18 protein-coding genes are annotated in these 23,084 nt (G+C 68.3%); 8 read left to right on the plus strand and 10 right to left on the minus strand.

Going from position 1 to position 23,084, the window contains the following annotated elements; all coding sequences use genetic code 11:
* Nucleotides 1-11: 11 nt before the first annotated feature.
* The 6 genes from ACK4SG_RS04005 to nadB all read left to right on the plus strand — a co-directional run bounded on the left by ACK4SG_RS04005 (nucleotide 12) and on the right by nadB (nucleotide 6,149).
* Nucleotides 12-1,196, plus strand: coding sequence for an alginate export family protein (locus ACK4SG_RS04005; protein ID WP_409599970.1), 1,185 nt, complete (start codon nucleotides 12-14; stop codon nucleotides 1,194-1,196).
* On the plus strand, nucleotides 1,193-1,411 hold the full coding sequence (locus ACK4SG_RS04010; RefSeq protein ID WP_409599972.1) for a DUF2249 domain-containing protein: 219 nt from the start codon (nucleotides 1,193-1,195) through the stop codon (nucleotides 1,409-1,411). Before ACK4SG_RS04005 ends, ACK4SG_RS04010 begins: the two co-directional genes overlap by 4 nt.
* Before the next feature lie 10 nt (nucleotides 1,412-1,421).
* Nucleotides 1,422-2,675: a hypothetical protein gene (locus ACK4SG_RS04015; protein WP_409599974.1), complete on the plus strand. Its 1,254-nt coding sequence runs from the start codon at nucleotides 1,422-1,424 to the stop codon at nucleotides 2,673-2,675.
* Between the two features lie 89 nt (nucleotides 2,676-2,764).
* On the plus strand, nucleotides 2,765-3,577 hold the full coding sequence (locus ACK4SG_RS04020) for an SCP2 domain-containing protein (protein ID WP_409599976.1): 813 nt from the start codon (nucleotides 2,765-2,767) through the stop codon (nucleotides 3,575-3,577).
* 68 nt (nucleotides 3,578-3,645) lie between these two features.
* Nucleotides 3,646-4,674, plus strand: a complete 1,029-nt coding sequence (nadA, locus tag ACK4SG_RS04025) for a quinolinate synthase NadA (protein ID WP_409599978.1) — start codon at nucleotides 3,646-3,648, stop codon at nucleotides 4,672-4,674.
* Nucleotides 4,671-6,149: an L-aspartate oxidase gene (gene nadB / locus ACK4SG_RS04030; protein ID WP_409599980.1), complete on the plus strand. Its 1,479-nt coding sequence runs from the start codon at nucleotides 4,671-4,673 to the stop codon at nucleotides 6,147-6,149. Before nadA ends, nadB begins: the two co-directional genes overlap by 4 nt.
* Before the next feature lie 142 nt (nucleotides 6,150-6,291).
* Here the strand turns inward: nadB and ACK4SG_RS04035 are convergent, their stop codons facing one another.
* Nucleotides 6,292-7,167: a U32 family peptidase gene (locus tag ACK4SG_RS04035; RefSeq protein ID WP_409599982.1), complete on the minus strand. Its 876-nt coding sequence runs from the start codon at nucleotides 7,165-7,167 to the stop codon at nucleotides 6,292-6,294.
* A 10-nt stretch (nucleotides 7,168-7,177) separates the two neighbouring features.
* The gene (locus ACK4SG_RS04040) at nucleotides 7,178-8,176 is read right to left on the minus strand and encodes a peptidase U32 family protein (protein WP_409599984.1); all 999 of its coding nucleotides are present in this window, start codon (nucleotides 8,174-8,176) and stop codon (nucleotides 7,178-7,180) included.
* 183 nt (nucleotides 8,177-8,359) lie between these two features.
* On the opposite strand from ACK4SG_RS04040, the gene ACK4SG_RS04045 reads away from it, so the two are divergent.
* Entirely contained in the window at nucleotides 8,360-8,839 is a 480-nt protein-coding gene (locus tag ACK4SG_RS04045) for a DnrO protein (RefSeq protein ID WP_409599986.1), read from the plus strand.
* Nucleotides 8,840-8,884: 45 nt separating this feature from the next.
* On the opposite strand, the gene ACK4SG_RS04050 is transcribed toward ACK4SG_RS04045, so the two are convergent.
* From ACK4SG_RS04050 to ACK4SG_RS04065, 4 genes are all read right to left on the minus strand, one after another.
* Entirely contained in the window at nucleotides 8,885-10,375 is a 1,491-nt protein-coding gene (locus ACK4SG_RS04050; protein WP_409599988.1) for a UbiD family decarboxylase, read from the minus strand.
* The gene (locus ACK4SG_RS04055; RefSeq protein ID WP_409599990.1) at nucleotides 10,372-11,475 is read right to left on the minus strand and encodes a PLP-dependent cysteine synthase family protein; all 1,104 of its coding nucleotides are present in this window, start codon (nucleotides 11,473-11,475) and stop codon (nucleotides 10,372-10,374) included. The genes ACK4SG_RS04050 and ACK4SG_RS04055 overlap by 4 nt, the downstream gene beginning before the upstream one ends.
* Nucleotides 11,472-13,448: a pyridoxal phosphate-dependent decarboxylase family protein gene (locus ACK4SG_RS04060; RefSeq protein ID WP_409599992.1), complete on the minus strand. Its 1,977-nt coding sequence runs from the start codon at nucleotides 13,446-13,448 to the stop codon at nucleotides 11,472-11,474. The genes ACK4SG_RS04055 and ACK4SG_RS04060 overlap by 4 nt, the downstream gene beginning before the upstream one ends.
* Before the next feature lie 118 nt (nucleotides 13,449-13,566).
* Nucleotides 13,567-15,651: a cytochrome D1 domain-containing protein gene (locus ACK4SG_RS04065; protein WP_409599994.1), complete on the minus strand. Its 2,085-nt coding sequence runs from the start codon at nucleotides 15,649-15,651 to the stop codon at nucleotides 13,567-13,569.
* Between the two features lie 188 nt (nucleotides 15,652-15,839).
* Between ACK4SG_RS04065 and ACK4SG_RS04070 the strand changes: the two genes are divergently transcribed.
* Nucleotides 15,840-18,065: a TonB-dependent hemoglobin/transferrin/lactoferrin family receptor gene (locus ACK4SG_RS04070; RefSeq protein WP_409599996.1), complete on the plus strand. Its 2,226-nt coding sequence runs from the start codon at nucleotides 15,840-15,842 to the stop codon at nucleotides 18,063-18,065.
* 19 nt (nucleotides 18,066-18,084) lie between these two features.
* On the opposite strand, the gene ACK4SG_RS04075 is transcribed toward ACK4SG_RS04070, so the two are convergent.
* The 4 genes from ACK4SG_RS04075 to ACK4SG_RS04090 form a co-directional block, all read right to left on the minus strand.
* Complete coding sequence (locus tag ACK4SG_RS04075) at nucleotides 18,085-18,495, minus strand: SirB2 family protein (protein ID WP_409599998.1); 411 nt, start codon at nucleotides 18,493-18,495, stop codon at nucleotides 18,085-18,087.
* A gap of 10 nt (nucleotides 18,496-18,505) precedes the next feature.
* Complete coding sequence (locus ACK4SG_RS04080) at nucleotides 18,506-19,756, minus strand: NnrS family protein (RefSeq protein ID WP_409600000.1); 1,251 nt, start codon at nucleotides 19,754-19,756, stop codon at nucleotides 18,506-18,508.
* A 124-nt stretch (nucleotides 19,757-19,880) separates the two neighbouring features.
* Nucleotides 19,881-22,130 (minus strand): nitric-oxide reductase large subunit, encoded by a 2,250-nt coding sequence (locus ACK4SG_RS04085; RefSeq protein ID WP_409600002.1) that lies wholly within the window; start codon nucleotides 22,128-22,130, stop codon nucleotides 19,881-19,883.
* A 138-nt stretch (nucleotides 22,131-22,268) separates the two neighbouring features.
* Entirely contained in the window at nucleotides 22,269-23,021 is a 753-nt protein-coding gene (locus ACK4SG_RS04090) for a helix-turn-helix domain-containing protein (RefSeq protein WP_409600004.1), read from the minus strand.
* Nucleotides 23,022-23,084: the final 63 nt, after the last annotated feature.

A 23,084-nucleotide genomic window follows, 5' to 3' on the forward strand; every position in this document is an offset into this window, starting at 1 on the left:
CCGTACTTGTATTGCTGCTTGCCGCCGCAGCGGCGCCCGTACAGGCTGCCGATCCACCGAAGGCCTCGCTGGAATGGGATCTGCGCCTGCGCCACGAAGCCGTGGACGATGCCGCCTTTGCCCGCGATGCCCAAGCTACCACGGCGCGCCTGCGTGCGGGCGTGCGTCTGGCCCTGGCACCCGGCTGGAGTGCGCTGCTGGAAGGCGAGGGCGTGGCCGGCAGCGGCCATTACAACAGTGGCGCCAACGGCAAGACGGCTTATCCGACGGTGCTCGATCCGACCAGCGCCGAGCTCAACCAGGCCTGGATCGGCTGGTCCGGTGCGCAGGCCGGGGTCACCGTGGGCCGGCAGCGCATCATGTTGGACAACCAGCGCTGGGTCGGCAATGTCGGCTGGCGACAGAACGAGCAGACGTTCGATGCCGTCGAGCTGCGTTGGCGTCCCACTGCCAACCTGGCCGTGCGTTACGACTGGCTGGACAAGGTGCATCGTGTGGCCAGTGATCGCGCCCTGAACCCATTGGCGCGCGAGCGGAATCTCGATACCCACCTGCTCAATATCGCCTGGACGCGAGGCGCGCAGCATTGGGTCGGCTACGCCTACCTGCACGACGATCGCGACGTGGCCAGCGCGTCCACCGCAACCTATGGGCTGCGCTGGACCGGCAGCCTCCTGCATGAGGTGCGCGGCTTGGGCTGGACCGCCGAAGTCGCCCGGCAGTCCGACTATGCGCGCAATCCCGCCCATTTCGATCACACTTACTGGCTGCTGGAGCCAACCTGGACGCAGCGCGGCATCACCGCGCGTGCCGGCTGGGAACATCTGGGCGGCGACGGCCTTACCGCCGTGCAGACCCCGCTGGCGACGCTGCATGCGTTCAGCGGGTGGGACGACCAGTTCCTGGTGACCCCGGCCAAGGGGTTGGAGGATCACTATCTGGGCGCCAGTGGCAAGTTCGGGGCCGGCACGCTGGCAGGCAAACTGAACTGGGCGCTGACCTGGCACGACTACCGGTCCGATACCGGCGGGCTGCATTACGGCAGCGAATGGAATGCCTCGCTGGGGTTCCCGCTGCCGGGTGGGCTGACCGGTCTTGTGAAGCTGGCCGATTACCGCGCCGATGCATTTGCCCGCGACAACACCAAGATCTGGATGCAAGTGGAGTGGCGCGGCGCGCGGACGCTGTCACCGTGAACCGGCTCGACCTGCGCGACCTGCCGGCGCCCGAGCCCCTGCAGCGGGCGCTGGCGGCGGTGGACGCGCTGCAGCCGGGACAGGCGCTGGAAGTGCTGACGCCGCTGCTGCCATTGCCGTTGCTGGAGGCCCTGGAAGCACGCGGACTGCACTGGCGTAGCCAGCCCTGCGCCGATCGCGGCACGTGGGTGGCGATCCTGCGGCCCGTTGCCTGAGGCGCGACGCATGGCGAAGCTGGCGATATCGCAGGGGCCGGCGCCGGCGGTGCCGCGGCGGTTCCTGCGTTCGGCTCCGGTCTGGGGCCTCGTCGCCGGTGGCCTGCTGGCGATCGATGGCGATGCGGCGCTCGTGTCGCGCTGGAGCGGAAGCACGCTGGCGCTGGTGCATGCGCTGACGCTGGGCGTCCTCGGCAATGTGATGATCGGCAGTCTGCTGCAGTTCCTCCCGGTGGCCGCCGGCGTGCCGGTGCGCGGCGGGCACCGCGCGGCACTGGCGGTGCATGGGTTGTTGAACATCGGCGCGCTGTTGCTGGTCGCGGCGTTTCGTTGGCCGATGCGGCTGTCGCCGCAGTGGGGCGGCTTGCTGGCGGCGACGGCGTTCGTGGTGCTGGCAGTGCTGGTACTGCCGGGCCTGCGTGCCGCGGCTGGCCAGCGTTTCCTGCGCAGGGGGATCGGGGGCGCAATCGCGGCGGGAGTGGTCGCGGCGACGCTGGGCCTGTTACTGGCGTTGGCGCTGTCGGGACGCGCGACGCTGCCGCTGGCGCCGTTGACCGATGCCCATGCCAGCTGGGGCCTGCTGGGCTGGGTGCTGGGTCTACTAGCCGCGGTGGCGCGGGTTGTGATGCCGATGTTCCAGGGCACGGCAGTGCTGCCTGCACGTGCGCAGGTGGCGTGGCTGGCAGGGGTGCTCGTCCTGCTGCTGGTGGCACTGGGCCTGGCCCTGCGCGGCATCGCGCTGCCGGGGCTGCGCATCAGTGGGGGGCTGCTGGTGCTGGCGTTCGGGCTGGCGGGACTGTGGCTGCAAGGAAGCGCTGAAGCGCTGCGCAGGACGCCGCTGACGGCGTTCTGGACGGCGGGCTTCGCGGTCTTGGTCCTCGCGGCGGGCCTGCTGCTGACCGGCGGGGAGATGAATGGGTTGCGCGCCGGGGCGCTGGGGTTGGGCGTCGGCCTGACGCTGCTGGTGACCGGTATGCACCTGGAGATCGCCGCCTTCCTCGGCTGGATTGACCTGCAGCGCCGCTGCGGTCGCGGCGTGCACCTGCCGGGCGTGCAGCTGCTGCTGCCTGCACGCGACAAATCCGGCGTGCTCGCGCTGCATCTGCTGGCCGCGCTGGCACTGGGCAGCGCGCTGCGGCGCCCGACGCTGGCTGCGGTTGCCGGCTGTGCCGTGGCGCTGGCCCATGCGGCCACTTTGGCCGCGCTGTTCGGAATCGATTGGCGCGCGCGCCGCTTCCAAGCGGGATCGGGGGCAGGGCGATGACGCCGGGAGCGGCGGATCCGTGGCCATCGACGCGGGCCGGCGCGACCGGGGCGTTGCCGCACACCGCCGGCCCTGTGGTCCTGGCGGGCGTGCGGCGGGCCATCGATGGCGTGGACGATGGCCTGGTCCTGCTGCTGGCCGTCCGGCTTCGGCTGGCGCGACTGGCCGGTCGGCTCAAGGCCGATGCCGGCCTGGCGATGCGCGATGCCGGCCGCGAGGCGCGCGTGCGGCGGCGCGCGGAGCGCCTCGCCGTACGCGTCGGCGTCACGCCGGACGCCGCGGGGCACCTGCTGGCGCTGGCCATCAACGCCGCCTGCCGCGCGCAGGGCCTGCCGTCTGACTTGGATCAAGGTATGGCGGGCGCCGGCACCGGCATCATCCCGGCCACCATGCAGACGCCTTCCGACCCCGCACCGCATCCGCTGCTGCGCCTCGTGCCGCCGCCGCGCCGCATCGCCCCCCTGCTGCGCGTGTTGCCGCCGTTCACGCAGAAACGCCTGCTCGAACGCGCGATGGCGAAGGTGCTGGCCGCCCCGATGGCCGATGGCACCCTCGACTTCATGGCCGGCCGTCGGCTGGGGATCGAGGTCAGCGATCTGGGGGTGCGCTGGGTGGTGACCCTCGAAGGAGGGCGGCTGGTGGTGGTCAATGCGCCTGCCGAGGCCACGGTGCGCGGTACTGCCACCGATCTGCTGTTGCTGGCAGGGCGGCTGGAAGATGCCGACACCCTGTTCTTCCAGCGCCGCCTCGTCCTCACCGGCGACGTCGAACTGGGCCTGACCGCGCGCAACCTGCTGGACCGGTTGCCGTGGGAGCAGGTGCCGCTGGGCCTGCGCATCGTCCTCAACCGCGGCGCCCGCTTCGCCCGCGCCGCGCGTGGTGCCTATCGCGCAAAGACCTGAGTGCCGCCTTCACTCCATGCCTGCGCGGTGGCCGCGTGGGCGTTGCCCGTCCCCGATCCGAAGCGCCCATGAACGCATCCGCCACGCCGTCCTGGCATCCTGCACTCGAAGCGCGCCACGCGCCGCTGGTCGAGAAGCTCGAGCACCTGATCCCGTGCATGGAGGTGCCGCTGCACCTGCCGTGGATCGACGCCATCCTGGAGCTCAAGCGCCAGCGAGGCGCGGTGATCATGGCGCACAGCTACCAGTCTCCGGAGATCTTTCACGGAGTGGCCGATGTCACCGGTGACTCGCTGGCGCTGGCGCAGGCCGCCGCCGAGTGTGACAGCAGGTTGATCGTGCTGTGCGGCGTCCATTTCATGGCCGAGAGTGCCAAGATCCTGGCGCCGGGGAAAACCGTGCTGATCCCCGATCCGGATGCCGGTTGCTCGCTGGCGTCCTCGATCACCGCCGCCGATGTGCGCGCGCTGCGTGCGCAGCACCCGCGCTCGCCGGTGGTCAGCTACATCAACACCAGCGCGGCGGTTAAAGCCGAATCAGACGCCTGCTGTACCTCTGCCAATGCGGTACAGGTGGTGGATGCCATCGCCGCCGAATTCGGCGTGGACAAGGTGATCTTCCTGCCAGACCGCTACCTGGGTGCGTGGGTGGCGCAGCAGACCGGCATCGAGCTGGTGCTGTGGAACGGCGTGTGCGAAGTGCACGAGAAGTTCACCGCGATGGAAGCGCGGCACACCCGCGAGCGTTTCGACGCCAGGATCGTGGTGCACCCGGAATGCGCGCCGGAGGTGTTGGCCGAAGCCGATTTTGTCGGCTCCACCAGTGCGATGGGGCAATGGTTGGCGAAGGAGAGGCCGGCGCGGGTGGCGATGATCACGGAGTGCTCGATGGCCGACAACCTGCGCAACCAGTTCCCGCAGGTGGAGTTCATCAAGCCCTGCAACCTGTGTCCGCACATGAAGCGGATCACCCTTCCCAACATCCATGCCTGCCTGCGCGACTTGAAGCACGAGGTGACCGTGCCCGAGGATGTGGCCATTGCCGCGCGGCGCGCGCTGGCGCGGATGCTGGCGGTGGGGCGTCGCGACCGCGTGTGAGCGCGCCCGCGCCCGTCATCATCGTCGGCGGCGGCATTGCCGGGCTGTCGGCGGCGCTGGCCGCCGCGCCTGCGCCGGTGCTGCTGCTGGCGCGCGCCTCCGGCAGCCGTGGCGCCGCCAGCGCGCTCGCGCAGGGTGGTATTGCGGCCGCCATTGCCCCCGGCGACAGCCCGCAGGCGCATGCTCGCGATACCTGCGTGGCGGGCTGCTTCCACAACGATCCTGGCATCGTTGATCTGCTGACGGCCAACGCCGCCGATGCGGTGCGCTGGTTGCAGGCCATCGGCGTGGCCTTCGACCGCGAACCGGACGGCAGCCTGCAGTTCTGCCGCGAGGGCGGCCACGACCGCGCGCGCATCGTCCACGCCGGCGGCGACGCTACCGGCGCGAAGGTGATGGAGGCATTGGTCGCCGCAGCGCGTGCGGCAACGCATATCGAGCGCCGCGCCGATGTGGACGTGGATGGGCTGGTGCTGCGTGACGGCCATGTCTGCGGCGTCTGCGTCAGCAATCCCGACGGCACCGGCGAGGTGCTGCACGGGCGCGTGGTGGTGCTGGCGACCGGCGGCCTCGGTGGGCTGTTCGCGCAGACCAGCAACCCGGCCGACGCCGATGGCAACGGGCTGGCTTTGGCGCTGGCCGCAGGCGCGCAGCCGCGAGACCTCGAGTTTGTGCAGTTCCATCCCACCGCGCTGGCGCTGCCGGGCCTGCATAGCCTGCCGCTGGTCACCGAAGCGCTGCGTGGGGCCGGCGGGCGCCTGCTCGACGCGGACGGCGCATCGCTGATGGACGGCATGCATCCGCTGGCCGACTTGGCGCCACGGGACATCGTGGCGCGTCGGGTCTGGCAGGCCTGCCGCAATGGCGGCGCGTGGTTGGATGCGCACAAGCTCGGCACCGCCTTTCCGCAGCGCTTTCCCACCGTGTTCCAGGCCTGCATGAACCACGGCCTCGATCCGCGCGTGCAGCCGATCCCGGTGACTCCAGCGGCGCATTTCCACATGGGCGGCATTGCGGTGGACGCCGATGGGCGCAGTTCGCTGCCGGGTCTGTATGCGGTGGGCGAGGTGGCCTGCAATGGTGTGCACGGCGCCAACCGGTTGGCCAGTAATTCGCTGTTGGAAGGCGTGGTGTTCGGCCGCCGCCTGGGCGCGCTGCTGCGCACCCTGCCCGATGGCGGACAGCCGCGCGGCAGTTCCCGGATGGTGCGGCGCAAGCCGTCGCTGGACGCCGCACAACTCGATTATCTACGCGCGCTGATGATGCAGGCGATGGGGCCGATGCGCAGCGGTGACACCCTGCGCGCGGCGCTGGACGATTGCACGGAACTGGCCGCGTCCGGCTGGCAGGGCGAGCTGGCCCGTGCACTGGTGGAAGCCGCGTTGCGCCGCGGGGAAAGCCTAGGAGCGCACTTCCGCATGGATCGCGAGTCCGACGTCCTCGCTCAGGGATCCAGTCCGTCGCCGGCTTGGTAGGCGCTCCACAGGGACGCGATGCCCTTTGCGTGATCCTGCGCGCGTTCGCGCCCTGCAATGCGCGCCTGCAACGGCATCGGGATCCGCGCAGGCGCCGCCGTGGAAAACGGGCACGTCCCTGTGCCCGGAAATCCGCTTCGGCTCAGGCCGCCGGCATCCGCATCCCCGGCTCGCCGTGCCAGTAGCCATTGCGTTCACCGATTCGCACCGGCGCTTCGCTGGCGCTGCGGGCGGCGTCGAAATGCCGCACCACCGCCTCCATCCCCTCGGCCTGCGGATACAGGCGCAGGATGTCCACGCCCAACGCGCGCAGCTCCGGCAGTTCCGGGCCGAGGTCAGTGATCTCCTCGCCTTGCACCGAGATGCCGTTGATGCGCAGGAACGGACGGCCTTCGCGGGTGGCCAGCGGCATGCCGTCGGGATAGTCGATGCAGCGGAAGCCGCACTGGTCCTTCGGCACGTCGAGCGCACGCGCGGTGAAGCAGCGCGCCGAGAACGACAGCGGCAGCCGGCCCCAGGCGATCACCTCCAACTCCGGCATGACGCCGCCGTCTGCCAGCACGCCATCCTTCAACTCGCCGATCAGGGTGCGGCCCTGTTCGACGCCGGGCACCCAGCGGCGCAGGCCGTCTTCGCCCAGCATCGCCAATGCGCGGTGGTTGTAGACGTTGAGGATGGGGCCGGCCACGAACGGGCGGCCTTTTTCCTTGCACAGCTGCACCGCGGACAGGTCGTTGGCCTCGATCCAGAAGCCGCCGTGGGAAATCTGCCGGTCCAGCACGCTGAGTTCGGATTCGGCTTCAATCAGCGCCAGCGTGGACAGCACGATTTGCTTGCCGGAGGCGGCCAGCTCTTCCGCCAGCGCCAACCAGTCGGCAGTGCGCAGCTCGCGGCGCTTGCTGCATACGGTTTCGCCGAGATAGACGATGTCGACCGGCCAGTCGATGGCTTCGCGGTAGAACGCCAGCGTGCGTTCACGCGGCCAGAAATACTGCAGCGGGCCCAGGCTCAGTTTCATCGGGATTCCTTCAGTGCCAGGCGCGGTGGTATGGGCCCAGCGTGGTCTGGTGGCCTTCGGCGTGGCGCGACAGTTCCGCCTGCCATTCGGGCCGGGCCTGCCAGCGCGACGCGTCGGCGATGACCTGGTCGATCGCCTTGCGCCACGTCCGCGTGACCGAGCTGACGTAGGCCACGCCGCGCTGGCGGCCCTCGATCTTCAGCGCGGCCACGCCGATCTTCTTGAGCCGCGGCAGCAGTTCCAGCGTGTTGAGGCTGGTCGGTTCTTCCAGTGCGTGGAAGACCTCGTTACCGACGTTGAAGCGACCCTTGCAGACGGTGGGATAGCCGGCGGGTTCTTCCGGCTTGAATTCATCGATCAGCACGTCGTTCAGGCGCACACTGCGGCTGCCGTCGTCCTGCTCGTCCCAGCGCACGAACTTCGCCGGCGAGCACACGCCGTGGCGGTTGGGCGAGGCGCCAGTGACGTAACTCGAGAGTTGGCAGCGGCCTTCCACCATGATGCACAGGCTGCCGAAGGCGAACACCTCCAGCGCCACCGGTGACTTCTCGCAAAGTCGCTCGACCTGCTGCAGCGACAACACCCGCGGCAGTACAGCGCGGCTGATGCCGAAGCGCTCGAACGCGTAGCGCAGCGCTGGCGCGGTGGTGGCGCTGCCCTGCACGGACAGATGGCGAGGCAGGTTGGGGTGGGTACGGGCGGCGTAGTCCAGCACCGCCAGTTCGGCGGCGATGATGGCGTCGGCGCCCAGCGCGGCGGCCTTGTCCACGGCTGCGTGCCAGTCCTTCAAACGCGCGCTGTCGGGATAGGTGTTCAGCGCCAGGTAGACCTTGACGTTGTTGGCATGTGCATAGCGGATGCCGGCGCGCAGCTCGTCGTCGCTGAAGTTCAGTCCGGGGAACGCGCGCGCGTTGGTCTGGTCGCGGAAGCCGGCGTAAACCGCATTGGCGCCGGCATCCACTGCCGCCTGCAGTGCTGGCAGGTTGCCGGCGGGACAGACCAGTTGCATACGCGGACTCCATCTTTGTAAGCGTGCATGGTCTGGCGTGCTTGCCCTAGCGTCATTGACTTGAGTCAACCGTGCCGGGCCGTGCGGTCGATGCGGGGGTTGACATGGATCAGGGCGTGCCGCAAGGGCGGATGCCATGGTGGTATCGAACGCGGGCACCGGCTTGCGCCATCGGAGAACATCATGCTGTCCAGGACGATCCTTTCGGTGTCCGTGCTGGCGCTGGCCGGCGCGCTGTTCGCGGCCCCTACCGCCGCGCAGTCCGCTACCCACCGCGACCCTGCCGCGCATGCCGGCCACGACGCCTCGCTGCAGGTGCCAGCGCAGCGCTGGGCCACCGATGCACCGCTGCGCGCCGGCATGCGCAACCTGCGCGAGGCGACCGAGACGCTCAACCATTACGAGATGGGCCATCTGGATGATGTGCAGCGCGACAACGCGGTGGCGAAGATCGATGCCGCGATCCAGGACATGGTCGCCCACTGCAAGCTCAAACCGGAAGCCGACGCCGCCCTGCACGGACTGCTGGTGAGGTTCATCGCCGGCGCCAACGCCGCACGCGCCGGCACGTTCAGCAAGGCCGAACTGGCGCCGATGCAGGAAGCGCTGACGCAGTATCCCCGGATGTTCGACGACCACGACTGGAGCGAAGTGGCCCACTGAGCCGCCCGTTCCACAGGCCCGCGCCGGTATCCGTCCTGCGCGTGGCTACAGTTGCGCGGGCACTTTCCGCGTGGCCAGCACGCCGCGCCACAACGCATCCACGCGCTTTTCCACCCCGGCATCCAGCTGGATAGGCTTGCTCCAGGTCCGGCTGGTTTCGGCGGGCCACTTGTTGGTCGCGTCCAACCCCAGTTTGGAACCGAGGTTCGGCGTGGGGCTGGAGAAGTCGAGGTAGTCGATCGGTGTTTTGTCGATCAGGACGCTGTCGCGCACCGGATCGACGCGGGTGGAGATCGCCCAGATCACCTGCGACCAGTCGCGCACGTCGATGTCCTCGTCGGTGACGATCACGAACTTGGTGTAGGTGAACTGGCGCAGGTAGGACCAGATGCCCATCATGATCCGGCGCGCGTGGCCCGGGTACTGCTTGTGGATCGACACCACCGCGATGCGGTACGAACATGCTTCCGGTGGCAGGTAGAAATCCACGATCTCCGGGAACACCTTGCGCAGCAGCGGCACGAACACGTCATTGAGTGCCATGGCCAGCACCGAGGGCTCGTCGAACGGCGCGCGGCCCATGTAGCTGCCCTGGTAGATCGCGTCCCGGCGCAGGTGCATGCGCTGGACGGTCATCACCGGGAAGTGATCCTGCGCGTTGTAGTAGCCCGTGTGGTCGCCGAACGGCCCTTCCAGCGCGGTTTCCAACGGATCGATGAAGCCCTCCAGCAGAATCTCGCAGCCGGCCGGCGCATCCAGCGCGGTCAGTGCGCTGGGCCAGACGCGGGTGCGCTGGCCGCGCAGCAGGCCGGCGAATTCGTATTCGGACAGGGTATCGGGAATCGGCGCCACCGCCGCCAGCAGGGTGGCCGGGTCGGCGCCGATCGCCACCAGCACCGGGAAGGGTTTGCCAGGATGGGTGGCCTTCCAGTCGGCAAAGTCCAGCGCGCCGCCGCGGTGCGGCAGCCAGCGCATGATGATGCGATTCCTGCCGATCACCTGCTGGCGGTAGATCGCCACGTTCTGGCGCGGCTTGCGGGTGCCGCGGGTGACCACCAGGCCAAGGGTGATGAGCTTGGCCGCATCCTCCGGCCAGCAGCGCTGGATCGGTAGGCGCGACAGGTCGACGTCGTCGCCTTCCAGCGCCTCATACTGGAACGCGGCCTCGCGCACCTTCTGCGGTGCGACGTGGGCGAGTTGCGCCAGTTCCGGCCAGCTGCCCAATGCGTCGCGCAGGCTGGATGGCCAGCGCGGCTCGCGGATCGCCGCCAGCAGTTCGCCGAGTTCGCGCAGCGAGGCCAGTGGCCGTCCGGCCAGCGCCGCCTCGATGCGGTCGCGGTGGCCGTAGAGATTGCCCAGGTAGGCGTGGTTGCTGCCGACGGGATGTTCCATCAGCAGCGCGGGCCCGCCTTCGCGCAGGGCGCGCAGGCTGAGCGAGGTGGTTTCGAGTTCGGGATCGACCGGCGCGCCGATGCGCTGCAGGCGTCCCTGGCGTTCGAGCGCTTCCATGAAGGCGCGCAGATCGTGGAAGCTCATGAAGAACCACCAAGGGTCGTAAATGTTCCAGTGGCCAGCGCAGTGGCCAGCGCTTGCTGCCAAGGCGCGATGTCGAGGCCGTGCGCGTCGCGCCAGCCGGGATCGAACAGGGTCTGCTGGTAGCGTCTGCCGCGGTCGCAGAGCAGGGTCACCAGGCTGCCGCGTTCGCCGCGCGCGCGCATGTCCGAGGCCAGCTGCAGACAGGCGGCGAAGTTGGTGCCGGAGGAGCCGCCATAACGCGTGCCGATCAGGTCTTCCAGCAGCAGCGCGGCGGCGATGGAGGCAGCGTCCTCTACTTCCACCACGTCGTCCACCACGTCGAAGATGAAGCCGGGCTCCACCCACGGGCGGCCGATGCCTTCAATCCGCGTGGGCTTGCTCGCCACCGCGTCGCGGTCGCGGGTGCGCCAACCGTGTACGTAGCCACTGCCTGCAGGTTCGGCGACGCACAGGCGGGTGGCGAGGCGGCGGTAGCGCAGGTAGCGGCCGATGGTGGCGGAGGTGCCGCCGGTGCCGGCGCCGCAGACGATCCAGGTAGGCTCGGGCTGCGGTTCGCGGCGCAGCTGGCCGAGGATGGATTCGGCGATGTTGTTGTTGTTGCCGCGCCAGTCGGTGGCGCGTTCGGCCAACCCGAACTGATCGAGGTGGCAGGCGCCGTTGGCGGCGTGCTCGGCGGCGCGGGCGTGCACCTGCGCGGGATCCTCCACCAGGTCGCACTTGCCGCCCAGCGCCTGCACGTCGCGGATCTTCTGCGGCGCGGTGCAGGCCGGCATCACCGCGACGAACGGCACGCCCAGCAACCGCGCGAACCACGCCTCGGAGATCGCGGTGCTGCCGGATGAGGCGTCCACCACGGCCTGGCCTGGGCGCAGCCGCCCGTTGCACAGCGCGTACAGGAAAAGCGAGCGCGCAAGCCGGTGCTTGAGGCTGCCGCTGGGGTGGCTGGCCTCGTCCTTGAAGTAGAAGGCGATGCCCGGGAAGCCCGGGAAATCCAGCCGCAGCAGGTGGGTGTCGGCGGAGCGTGTAGCCTCCTGCTCCAGCAGCGCAATGGCGTTGTGCACCCAGGCGCGGGTGCCATCGGTGCATGGTGTTGTGCTCATGTGCGCGCGGCTCCCGGAGTTCCGCGTGCGTCCGAGGCATACGCGCCGGCCTCGTCGGCCAGCGCCCGCACGCGCCCGGCCAGGTAGTCGAAGTAGCGGTCGACGTAGCTGATGCCGTTCTCGTGGTCGAGCAGGTAGGGATTCATCAGGGTGTGGCGCAGGATCACCAGCCGGTCGCCACCCTCTTCGGCGAGCGTCGCGGGATCCAGGCCGAGTGCGTCGAGGATGCGGCGCGTCTCTTTTTCGCCCAGCGTCTCGGGTCGCAGCGTGGTGACGGAGCCGAAGAAATGCTTGTCTTGAAGGGGGCGGCGCGGGTCGATGCGCAATTCGTCATGCAGGCGCCGCACGAAGGCGTTGGCAGCGGCCACGCGGCGGTTGCCGACCGGGTTCAGCGCGAAGCAGACCAGGTTGCTGTCGGGTGCGAACGGCACCACCGCACGCACCACGCCGGCCATCTCGTCCGCGAACCGCAGCGCACGCGCGTGGCAGGCTTCGGCGGCGCGGATCGTCTGCGCTGGCAGCCGGCCGAACTGCGCGTGGTCAAGCGGCAGCACCTTGTGGGTCACGTAAACGCCCGCGACCGCCGCGCCGGACTTGGAGCCTTCCGGGATGAACTGCCCCAGGCTGCGGTAGCGGCCCAGGTAATCCTGTGGCGCGTCGCCGTGGAAGACGTAGTCGGCCTCCTCCGCCAGCAGCGCCATCGCGCGGTGGTCGCGGCAGACGAAGGCGCCGGCGCCGTAGGGCAGGTAGCCCAGCTTGTGCGGATCGACGGTGACCGAGTCGGTGTTGCCCAGCGCCGCGAGAGCGGCATACACGCCGGGCGACGGGAACGCGGCGAACTCGGCGGCGATGGCGTCGCGCGGCCGCAGGCTGCCATCCACCTCGCGGAACAGGGTGGCGAGGTAGCCGCCCCAGGCGGCGTCCACGTGCACCGGGAAACCGAGGCCGCGCGCAGCGAAGCGCTCGCGCGCCGCCACCACCGCGTCGATGGGGTCGATCGTGCCGTATTCCGTGGTGCCCATGACGGCCACCGCGGCCAGCACGGGCTGGCGTTCGCGCAGGCAGCGTTCCAGCGTCGCGTCCAGCGCCTCGACGTCGATGCGCATGCCGCGCTCGGGCAGCAGTTCCAGTTGGGCACGGCCCAGGCCCAGCAGCTTGCAGCCCTTGCTCCAGGAGTAATGCGCGGTGATCGGCGCCAGCACCTTCGGCACCTTCAGGGTGGGATGGGCGGCGAAGAAGCCGATCAGCCCGCGCTGCTCGATGCGTTCCCCCTGCACCCGCGCCTGCCAGCGGCGGCGATCGCCGGGGCTGGCCTGCGCCAGCCAGGCCTGCCACCCGGCGAGCAGCGCGGTGGCCGCGTGCGGATGCAGGTTGAAGGCCTGCCAGGCGTCCTCGGGCAGCGCGAGGTCGGGCACGCCGGCCGCCACCAGCGCCACCGGGAACGCCTTCTGCGCCAGCGCCAGTCGCAGTGCCTGGTAGTTGGCCACGGTGCCGCCGGAGGTGAGATGGCCGAACGCGCAACCGGGCTGCTGCGGGTCGTTGGTATAGCCCAGCATGCCGGCCAACTGCAGGCCCACCTGGACCTCCAGGTCCACGGTGACGGGTGCGGCATCCTCTGAAACGTTGTTGGGGTTGAAGGGCAGGGTGAGAATTTGCGCGGCCAGCCCCGGCAGCAACAGGTCGGAAGCCATGTGGCCGATGTAGCGCGGGCTGTGGAAGGGTACCGATTTCTTCAGCGCCGCCGACAGCTGGTGCAGTTCGCGGCGCATGCGTGCCTCGAAGGCCTGGTAGTCGGGCTGCGCCGCTGCTGCGGTGGAGATCGCCGGCGGATCTTCGGGATGGAAATTGCGCCGCCAGTACACGTGGTCGCGCAGGAACTCGACCACGAGCTTTTCCAGCAGGGTGTCATTCTCGCCGTAAGGGCCGAGGAAGCAGGCGTCGAGCATGCCGCGGCTGGCGGGTGTTGGAGTCATGGCGATGACCGCTGATCGGGAAGCGGCAGTCTGGCGACTGCCGCATGGTCGTGCCTTGATCGAGGTCAGAGTCGGGCGGCAGACCCCGCCGGCGATGCCGGCGGGGTCGACAGGTCTGTCAGTACACGTCGCCCACGGTGTTGTGCACGTTGAACTTGCCGGTGGGCGTGATGATCCGCTTGTCGTCGATCACCGCCTTCAACTTGCGGGTCTTGTCGTCCACCACCACGATCGCGGAACGCTGGTTCTTGGCGTTCCATACCGAGAACCAGACTTCGTCGCCGGTGGCGTTGTACTCGGGCTGCACCACGCGCTTCGGTCCTTCGCCCAGGTTCGCCCATTCGGCGATCGGCAGCACCTTGTAGCCGGCGCTGAGGTTGCCGATGTCGAACACGGCAACAGACTGGCTGATCTTCGCATCCGGATTCAGCGGGGTATCGACCCAGAGATTGTGGGATTTGGGATGGGTCTTGATGAACAATGAGCCGCCGCCCTGTCCGCTGAGCACTTCGCAGACCTTCCAGGCATGGGCCTTGTGCCCAACCGGATCGGTGCCGATCATGGTGATTTTCTCATTGCCCAGCGCCGAGGTCGCCCATACCGGTCCGCAGGTCGGATGCACGAAGTTCGCGCCGCGGCCGGGATGCGGGATCTTGTCCACGTCGATCAGCGCTGTCAGTTTCTGGTCACGCGAGTCCACGACCGCGATCTTGTTCGACTGGTTCGCGGCAGTGAGGAAATAGCGCTTTGTCGAATCCCAGCCGCCATCGTGCAGGAAGCGGGCGGCGCCGATCGTCGTCACCTTGAGATTGTTGATGTCCTCGTAGTTGACCAGCAATATCTGCCCGGTCTCCTTGACGTTGACGATGAACTCTGGGTGCTCGTGCGAGGCGACGATCGCGGCCACGCGCGGTTCGGGATGGTATTCCTGCGCGTCGACGGTCATGCCGCGGGTGGCGACGATCTTCAGGGGCTCGAGCGTCTCGCCGTTCATGATCACGTACTGCGGCGGCCAGTAGGCGCCGGCGATCGCGTACTTGTCCTCGTAGCCCTTGTATTTGGAGGTCTCGACCGAGCGTGCTTCCAGGCCGATCTTGATCTCTGCGACCTTGTCGGGGACGGGCATCCAAAGGTCGATCAGGTCGATGCGCGCGTCACGGCCGATGGTGTAGAGATAGCGCCCGGAGTGCGAGGTGCGCGAGATGTGCACGGCGTAGCCGGTCTTGATGATGTTGATGATTTTCTTGGTGTCGCCGTCGATAAGCGCGACTTCACCGCTGTCGCGCAGGGTGACAGCGAAGATGTTGTCGGTGTTGAGCGAGTTCATCTTCTTCTTCGGCCGCTTCTCCACCGGCACGAAGATCTGCATGCTCTCTTTCATCTCCTTCATGCCCCATTCCGGGGGCGCCGGCGGGTCGTGCTGGAGGAAGCGGGCCATCATGTCGATCTCATCCGCGGTGAGTTCACCCGACGTACCCCAGTTGGGCATGCCCGCCGGCGATCCGAAGGTGATCAGTGCCTTGAGGTAGTCGGTGCCCTTCGCACGGGTGATGTCTGGCGTCAGCGGCTTGCCGGTTGCGCCCTTGCGCAGCACGCCGTGGCATCCGGCGCAGCGTTCGAAGAATATCTGTGCGGAACGCTTGCGTTCATCGGCGGTGAGCGGCGGCAGGGCGCCCGCCGCCGATGCCTGGGTGTCGGCGACCGTGACCGCACTTGGTGCGCCCTGGTACTTCGCCTCCGGCGTACTGGTACCAGCCTTGGCGGCCTCCTGGGTGCGGGTTCCGCGTGCGTTGGCCACTTCCGCAGGGCTCACCGTGCCGCCGTTGTTGCCCCATGCATTGAGAACGTAGCTGAGCGTGTTGGCGATGTCGGTGTCGCTCAAATGGCTGAGCGACGGCATCACGCCGTCATAGTCCACTCCGTTGACCTTGACCTTGCCCGAAAAGCCGTGCAGCACCACGCCGATCAGCTTGTCGCGCGGCAGGTTACGGATGTAGTCCGAATCGGCCAGGGGCGGGAAGGCCCCTGGCAAACCCTTGCCGTTGGGCTGGTGGCAGGCCGCGCAGTTGGCCAGGAAGCTGGCCTCACCGGCTTCCATGGTGCCCTTGGGGGGGCGTTCGTTGGTGATCTGGCCAGCGGCATAGGCGGACATCCCGCCAAACAGCGCCAGCACCAGGCCGGTGAGTGCGTAGTTGCGTTTCATGCTGTGACTCTCCGTGATCGAAGGCGTGCTTCGGAAGGGTTGGCCGGTGGCCATGCGGGGATTCTCGATCCGGGTTGCACGCATGCGGATGACTTAGGTCAAGCGCGCTGCAAATCGCTGCAACGGGCGATGCCTTCGCGAATGGGACGCACCTAGAATGGTTTTACGCTCTTCGTGTAAACCCAACGATGCCCAAGTCCGCCCCGATTCCTGCTGTCCGTCCTCTCGTGCTTGCGATGGCCTGCGCATGGCCTGCATTCGCGCTGGCCCAGCAGCGCCCGGATGGTCCGGCTGCGGCGCCACATGACCTGGATCGCATCGTCGTGGTGGCCAGCAAAGTCGCGGAGCCGCTTCGCCAGGTCGCCGCTACCGTGGGGGTTGTCGATCGCGCCGAGATCGAGCGCCGACAGGTGCAGGATCTGCCGCAGCTGGTGCGCTACCAGCCCGGGGTGGATGTTCCAGTCGATGCTGCGCGCTTCGGCCCGCAGGGGCTGTCAATCCGGGGCCTGGACGGCAACCGGGTTGGCATGGAAATCGATGGTGTGCCGGTTGCCGATGCGTTCTCGGTAGGTCAGTTCGCCGCAGCGGGGCGCGACCTGCTGGAGGTCGATGCCCTGCAGCGCGTCGAGATCCTGCGCGGGCCGGCGTCCACCCTGTATGGCAGCGATGCGCTGGCGGGCGTGGTGGTGTTCCACACGCGCGACCCGCAGGATCTGCTGGATCGCGTGGACGCGAAACGCTACGTGGGTGGGCGGGTTGGCTGGAACAGCCAGGACAACGGTCGTCTGGCTTCCCTGGCAGTCGCCGGTGGGACGCGCCTGCAGGGCTTGCTGCAAGTCTCTCGGCGCGAAGGTAACGAGGCTGGCAACCTGTCCGCCAGTATGCCCGCCAATCCCGTCGCGTACCGGCGCGACGGCATTCTGGCGAAGCTGGTCCTGGACGAGGCCGCGGCGGCCCGCTGGACCGCGACCTTCGACCATGCAGGCGGGCAGGTACGGACCGACGTGCGCTCGTTGCGCTTCGGGCCCGGGCGCTTCAACACCACCACGTCATTGCTGGGCGATGACCATTTCCTTCGCGACCGGCTCAGCCTCCAGGGCGACTGGGGCGCGGGCGGGTGGCTGGACGCCTCGCAACTCCTGCTCTACGTGCAGCGCAATCACACTCGCCAGGACACTGCGCAGGAGCGCCTTGCTGATCGCACCACGCGCTTCCCTTCCTTGCGCGAGCGCCGCTTCGAACTCGACCAGGACGGCAGCGGTATCAAATGGATGGGGCAGTTGCGGCAGGATGGCGGGCGCCTTCGCCATTGGCATGTGTTTGGCGTTGAATATGCGGTGCAACGCTATACAGGCCTCCGCGACGGTCGTGAAATCAACCTCACCACCGGCGCCTCCAGCAATGTCGTGCTTGGCGAGCATTTCCCGGTCCGCGATTTCCCGCCCAGCCGCAGCAGTACGCTTGGCCTGTTCTGGCAGGACGAGATCAGGATCGGCGATACCTTCGCCGTCGTTCCCGGCGTACGCTGGGAACGCTACCAGTTGAATGCCGATGCCGCCGACGTGCTGTTCCGTGAGGATTACCCGACGGTGCAGGTCTACGACATCACACAGGCGGCATGGACGCCGAAGTTTGGGTTGCGCTGGACGCCGGGTGATCATGCGACATGGTTCATACAATATGCGCGCGGGTTCCGTGCGCCGCCGTTCGGCGATGTCAACATCGGGCTTTCGTTGCAATTGCTCAACTATGAGGTCCGCCCCAACCCCGGTCTGAAGCCGGAGACCAGCCATGGCCTGGAGGCGGGCTGGCGCTGGCAGAGTGAACGCCTGCAGGCCAGCATCTCGGCTTATCGCAACGACTACCGCGACCTGATCGAGTCGCGCGCGAATCAGGGTGTCGATCCCGCAAGCGGCGCCTTGGTGTTCCAGTCGGTGAACCGCGCGCGCGCCAGCATCCGCGGCATCGAAACGCAACTGGACTGGGTGCCGGATATGCGGGGGGAATGGCGTCTCAGTGCTTCAGCGGCTTGGGCGCGCGGGCGCGACGAGGCGCGCGACCGCCCGTTGAATTCGGTGGCGCCTGGCAAGGTGGTGTTTGGCGCATCCTGGGAGCCCGTGTCGGATAGCGTCGGGCTGGAAGTGATGGCAACAGTGGTCGCCCGCCAGGGCGCGCTGGATGAGTCAGCCGGCCCCTTGTTTCATGCGCCGGGCCATGCGGTGCTGGATGCCTATGCCTGGTGGCGACTGGCACCCGGCCTGCGCCTGCAGTTGGCGGCGCGCAATCTGGCCAATCGTCGCTACTGGGATTGGAACGCAACCCGCAACGTGAATCCCGCCAATGCCAGCCCGCCGCTGGATTTCTACACCAGCCCCGGCCGCAGCGTTGCGGCCACCCTGGTATTCGACTGGTGATCGCCGGCGTAACCGGTTTTCAGCCCATCCAACCTGCAAGCCAACCCAGCGGGTGGTGATTGCGGGCGATGCCGTAGATGCACCCGAACACGGCGAGGGCGGCAAGGTAAAAGCCGCTGCGTTGACGCAGCGGGCGAGTCGGGCGCATGGCCAGGATGCCAAGCCCGATATAGGCCAGCAGCAACACCAGTTTCATGGCCAGCCAGCCGTTGGCGAACATCGCGCCGGGCAACATCGAGAACAGCATGGTGGCCGAGGTGAGCAGGACGGTGTCGATGGTGTAGCTGGCGTACCTCGGTAGCCAGTGGCGCGGCCAGCGCGCGCCCAGCAGGGAGGCGCCGCCACGCAGCGCGAAGAACGCGCCGCTGCACATCACCGCGTGGACGTGGGTCCACTTGACCTGCGGGTAGAACTCCATCATCGGGGACATGTGCAGATCCTCAGCCCGGCCGCCCGTCGGCGCGCGGATGCAGGTAGATCGACAGCGAGCGCAGCACCCATGGCAGGAAGGCCAGCAGCCAGCCCGCGGCGGCCACGACCTGCCAGAGATAACCGTCGGGCACGAGTTCGGCGGCGATCCGGGTCAGCGCCACCAGCTGCAGCAGGGCGAACGCGAACCAGCCGACCGCCGGCATCGCCATCGGCCGCCCGGAGTGGCCCTGCGTCACCCGCGTCACCATCGCCACCAGCAGGCTGCCGAAGAAGCCGATGAACAGCGCGTGGGCCGGGCCGCGGCCGAGCATGAACTCACCGCCCGCGGCCAGGATCGCGCTCTGCGCGGCGTACAGTGCGAACGCGACCGGCAGCCACGCGAACCCGAGGAACAGCACCCACAGGATGCCGGGCGCCTTGCCGCGCGGCCACCAGCGCCACAGCGTCCATGCGCCGCCGAGTGCCAGCGCCGTGTCGATCGGCCACAGCCACGCAGTCGCGTGCGCCAGCTCCAGCGCCAGATGGGCCAGCAGCAGCGCCCACAGCGCAACCAGCAGGCCCAGCGGCCGCCAGGCGCGGTAGCCCGGCACCACGTTCCCGGCGAAGAACGGAAACATCCGGTGCGCCACCGTGGCGTACACCGGCAGCAGCAGGCCGAATGTGCCCAGCTTGATCGACACCGTCACCGCCCACGATCCCGCGCCGTGCAGGTAGGCGGCCATCAGCACCAGGCCGAGCAGGCCGATCGCCAACGCCGCGAAGCACGACCAGGCGTGCCAGGTCGGGCCCTTGCCGGCGTGGCGCTCGGCCAGCAGCACGCGCAGCAGCTGCGACAGCCCATACGCCCAGCCGACCAGCGCCATCACCACGCCGATGTGCACCATGGCCGGCTGGCCCAGCAGCATGCCGCCCACCACCGCCAGCTGGCCGCCCAGCAGGCCCAGCCCCACCGGCACGTAGTGCCAGCGCGACAGGTCGGCCGTGCCCGTCCAGCGTGGGAAGGTGGTCATCAGGAAGCCGAACATGAACGGTGGCAGCAGCTGGTACTGCATGACAAAGGCGTGCATCCAGCCTCCGAACGGCGTCCCGGCGGGCAGGCCGATGGCGCCCCAACGTGCGTCCACCAGCCACAGCAGCCACCAGCTCATCGCCAGCAGCACGTTGACCGCGCCTACGAAAAACAGCAGCCGGTGCGGGGCTTCCGCCAGCAATGCGGGTGACAGGCCCGTGCCGGGCCCGGAATGCAGGTGTCTGTCCATGGCCGCGAGTGTCGCGCTTGCCGGCAGCGGCCGCCTTGATGCAAGTCAGTCGCGAAAGGGCAGTCATCAAAAAAACGGGGACGGCGTTGGGCCGTCCCCGTGACACTGCGGCTTTCGCTGTGGATCAGCGTGCTTCGAGCTTCGGTTTCAACCAGTTACGCAGCACGAACAGGGCCAGCAGCAGCGCACCCGCGGAGAACACCAGGTCGCCCGGCATGCGCATCCACACCAGCATGTCGATGATCGGGCGGTTCATGAACTCGGCCGAGCGGGCGAACCAGTAGCCGTGCTCCAGCGCCGCGTTGAGCTGCAGCACGCCCATCGGCAGCAGGGTCAGCAGCGCCATCAGCCCCAGGCCGATGTTCATGCTCCAGAATGCCCCGCGCAGCAGTCCGGTTGGCCACTCCACCTGCGGGCGCAAGCCGCGCAGGCAGAACAGCATCAGGCCGATGCCAAGCATCCCGTACACGCCGAACAGCGCGGTATGGCCATGCAGCGGAGTCAGGTTGAGCCCCTGCATGTAGTACAGCGCGATCGGCGTGTTGATCAGGAAGCCGAACAGGCCGGCGCCCACCAGGTTCCAGAAGCTCACGGCCAGGAAGAACATGATCGGCCAGCGGTAACGCTCCATCCATGGCGTGGCGCGGCTGTGGCTCCAGGTTTCATGGGCCTCCAGGCCGATCAGCGCCAGCGGCACCACTTCCAGCGCCGAGAAGCAGGCGCCCAGCGCGACCGCCGCGGTGGTGGTGCCGGCGAAGTACAGGTGGTGGAACATGCCCAGCACGCCGCCGGTCAGATAGACGATGGTGGCGAACAGCACGTTGATGGTGGCCGACTTGCCGCGCAGCAGGCCCAGCTTCACGAACAGGAAGCTGATCACCGCCACGGCGAACACTTCGAAGAAACCCTCCACCCACAGGTGCACAACCCACCAGCGCCAGTACTCGACCACCGAGATATGGCTGTGCTCGCCCCACATCAGGCCGGCGCCGTAGAACAGGCCGATGGCGATGGTGGACAGGAACAGCAGGCCGACGATGGAGGACATTTCGTCCTTGCGCTTCAGTGCCGGCCACAGCGCGCGGCCCACCAGGATCAGCCACAGCAGCAGACCGATGAACAAAAACGCCTGCCAGAAGCGGCCGATATCCACGTACTCCCAGCCCTGGTGGCCGAACCAGAAGTTGTACTGCAGGCCCATCTTCTGCATCACCGCGAACCACTGGCCGGCAAAAGCGCCCACCACGATGACCAGCAGGCAGACGAACAGGAAGTTGACGCCGGCGCGCTGGTATTTCGGCTCATGCCCGGAAATCGCCGGGCCGATGTACAGGCCGGTGGCCAGCCATGCGGTGGCGATCCACAGCACCGCCAGCTGCGTGTGCCAGCTGCGGGTCAGCGAATAGGGCAGGATCTCCGCGATCTTGAAGCCGTAGGCTTCCTGGCCTTCCACCTGATAGTGCGCGGTGGTGGCCCCCAGCAGGATCTGCACCAGGAACAGCGCCACCACCACCCAGAAGTACTTGGCGGTGGCCTTCATCGACGGCGTGATGGTCAGGCCCCGCAACGGGTCCTGTGCCGGCGGCGTCGGCAACGCCTCCTTGCCGTGGTAGGCCGCGTAGTGCCAGGCCAGCAGGCCGATGCCGCCGATCAGGAACAGCAGCGAGAACACCGACCAGATGAAGGTGCCTGCAGTCGGCTGGTTGCCGATGAGCGGCTCGTACGGCCAGTTGTTGGTGTAGGTGCGGCTGGACTCGCCGGGGCGGTCGGTGCCCGCGGCCCACGCGGTCCAGAAGAAGAACGCGGTCATCGCGCGGCGGTGGTCGGCGTCCGGCACCGTGTCCTCGCGCATCGCATAGGCTTCGCGCAGCGCGTGGGTGGCCGGGTCGTTCGAGAACACGCTCTCGTAGTGGGCGGCGACCATGCTGATGGCCTGCGCCCGCATGGGGCTCACCACCAGTTCGTCTTTCACCGGGTCATAGGTGTTGGCGCGCATCAGCGGCTTCACGCTGGCCTGCACCTTCGCCTTCTCGCCCGCGTCCATGCTGGCGTAGGACTGGCCGGTGTCGGCGCGTGCCTGCAGCTCCAGCATGGCTTCGGTTTCGCGGTGCAGCCAGTCGGCCGACCAGTCGGGTGCGACCAGCGCGCCGTGGCCCCAGATCGAGCCCAGCTGCTGGCCACCGATGCTCTGCCAGACCTGGCGGCCGCGCTCGATATCGGCTTTGGTGTAAAGCACCTGGCCGTTGGCGGCGACCACGCGCTGCGGGATTGGGGGGGCGGTGTGGACGAGCTCCACGCCCAGCCACAACATGACGGCGAAACTGATGGCCAGCAGGGCACCGAGGCCCAGCCATAGCCGTTTGGTGATGGACATTGCGTCTCTCCCGAATTGAACGCACGGATTGAACTCGCCGGCATCGTCGGCCGTCGGTGCGTGCCGCTCCATGACTTGCGTCAACTGGATCGAGGATGGTGCCGACGGAGCGGTTCGGGATGCGCGCCGGCGCTGCCGCTACTCGCGCAGGATTGGCGCAGCCAAGGCTTCCAGCCGCGCGGGATCAAGCAGCTCGATCTCGCGGCGGTCCACGGCCAGCACGCCGTCGTCCTGCATGCGGCGCAGCACGCGGCTGACTGTTTCCGGAGCCAGCCGCAGGTAGTTGGCGATGTCGGTGCGCGCCATGGTCAGCTGGAAGCGGGTCGCGGAGAACCCGCGCGCGGACAGCCGGCGCGACATGCCGACCAGGAATGCGGCGACGCGCTGGTCGGCGCTCCAGTCGCCGGCCAGCAGGGCGGCGCGGCCGATGTCGCGGCTGAGCAGGCGGAACAGCTCGCGCTGGATGCCCGGCACGCGTGTGGCCAGCACGGAGATCTTGGGGAACGAGAACCGGCACAGCATCACCGTGTCCAGCGCGACGGCGTCGCACGGATAGCGGTGGCCGTCGATGGCGTTGAGGCCGATCACCTCGCCCGGGAAGTGGAAGCCCAGCACGTGCTCGTGGCCGTCGCGGTCGGTGACGCAGGTCTTCACGCAGCCGGCGCGCACCGCGGCGATCGCCTCGAACGGATCGCCCTCGCGGAACAGGATGTCACCGGCGTGGAACGGGCCGACGTGCTCCACCAGCACGTGCAGGTCCATCAGCGCGCTCTTGTCCATGCCCTGCGACAGGCAGGCGTGCGAGAACGCGCAGGTGCTGCAGAAGCGCAGCTCGTTGCCGTCGTCGGCCAGGATTTCGGGTGTCAGCCGCGGAAACGGTATCGAGGTCATCGCGGACACTAGAGGGATACGTGCGGATTTGTTGCCCGCAGGACGCGCACGGCGCTGCGACGG

This window comes from Thermomonas sp. (genome assembly GCF_046293095.1).
Classification (GTDB): Bacteria; Pseudomonadota; Gammaproteobacteria; order Xanthomonadales; family Xanthomonadaceae; genus Thermomonas.

Excerpts from the sequence above, each read along its gene's own strand:
- nadA (WP_409599978.1), top strand. The coding sequence starts at position 3,646 with ATGAACGCATCCGCCACGCCGTCCTGGCATCCTGCACTCGAAGCGCGC.
- ACK4SG_RS04085 (WP_409600002.1), bottom strand. The coding sequence starts at position 22,130 with ATGTCCATCACCAAACGGCTATGGCTGGGCCTCGGTGCCCTGCTGGCC.
- ACK4SG_RS04040 (WP_409599984.1), bottom strand. The coding sequence starts at position 8,176 with ATGCAACTGGTCTGTCCCGCCGGCAACCTGCCAGCACTGCAGGCGGCA.
- ACK4SG_RS04035 (WP_409599982.1), bottom strand. The coding sequence starts at position 7,167 with ATGAAACTGAGCCTGGGCCCGCTGCAGTATTTCTGGCCGCGTGAACGC.
- ACK4SG_RS04045 (WP_409599986.1), top strand. The coding sequence starts at position 8,360 with ATGCTGTCCAGGACGATCCTTTCGGTGTCCGTGCTGGCGCTGGCCGGC.
- ACK4SG_RS04075 (WP_409599998.1), bottom strand. The coding sequence starts at position 18,495 with ATGTCCCCGATGATGGAGTTCTACCCGCAGGTCAAGTGGACCCACGTC.
- ACK4SG_RS04090 (WP_409600004.1), bottom strand. The coding sequence starts at position 23,021 with ATGACCTCGATACCGTTTCCGCGGCTGACACCCGAAATCCTGGCCGAC.
- ACK4SG_RS04050 (WP_409599988.1), bottom strand. The coding sequence starts at position 10,375 with ATGAGCTTCCACGATCTGCGCGCCTTCATGGAAGCGCTCGAACGCCAG.
- ACK4SG_RS04060 (WP_409599992.1), bottom strand. The coding sequence starts at position 13,448 with ATGACTCCAACACCCGCCAGCCGCGGCATGCTCGACGCCTGCTTCCTC.
- ACK4SG_RS04015 (WP_409599974.1), top strand. The coding sequence starts at position 1,422 with ATGGCGAAGCTGGCGATATCGCAGGGGCCGGCGCCGGCGGTGCCGCGG.
- ACK4SG_RS04065 (WP_409599994.1), bottom strand. The coding sequence starts at position 15,651 with ATGAAACGCAACTACGCACTCACCGGCCTGGTGCTGGCGCTGTTTGGC.
- ACK4SG_RS04070 (WP_409599996.1), top strand. The coding sequence starts at position 15,840 with ATGCCCAAGTCCGCCCCGATTCCTGCTGTCCGTCCTCTCGTGCTTGCG.
- ACK4SG_RS04080 (WP_409600000.1), bottom strand. The coding sequence starts at position 19,756 with ATGGACAGACACCTGCATTCCGGGCCCGGCACGGGCCTGTCACCCGCA.
- ACK4SG_RS04055 (WP_409599990.1), bottom strand. The coding sequence starts at position 11,475 with ATGAGCACAACACCATGCACCGATGGCACCCGCGCCTGGGTGCACAAC.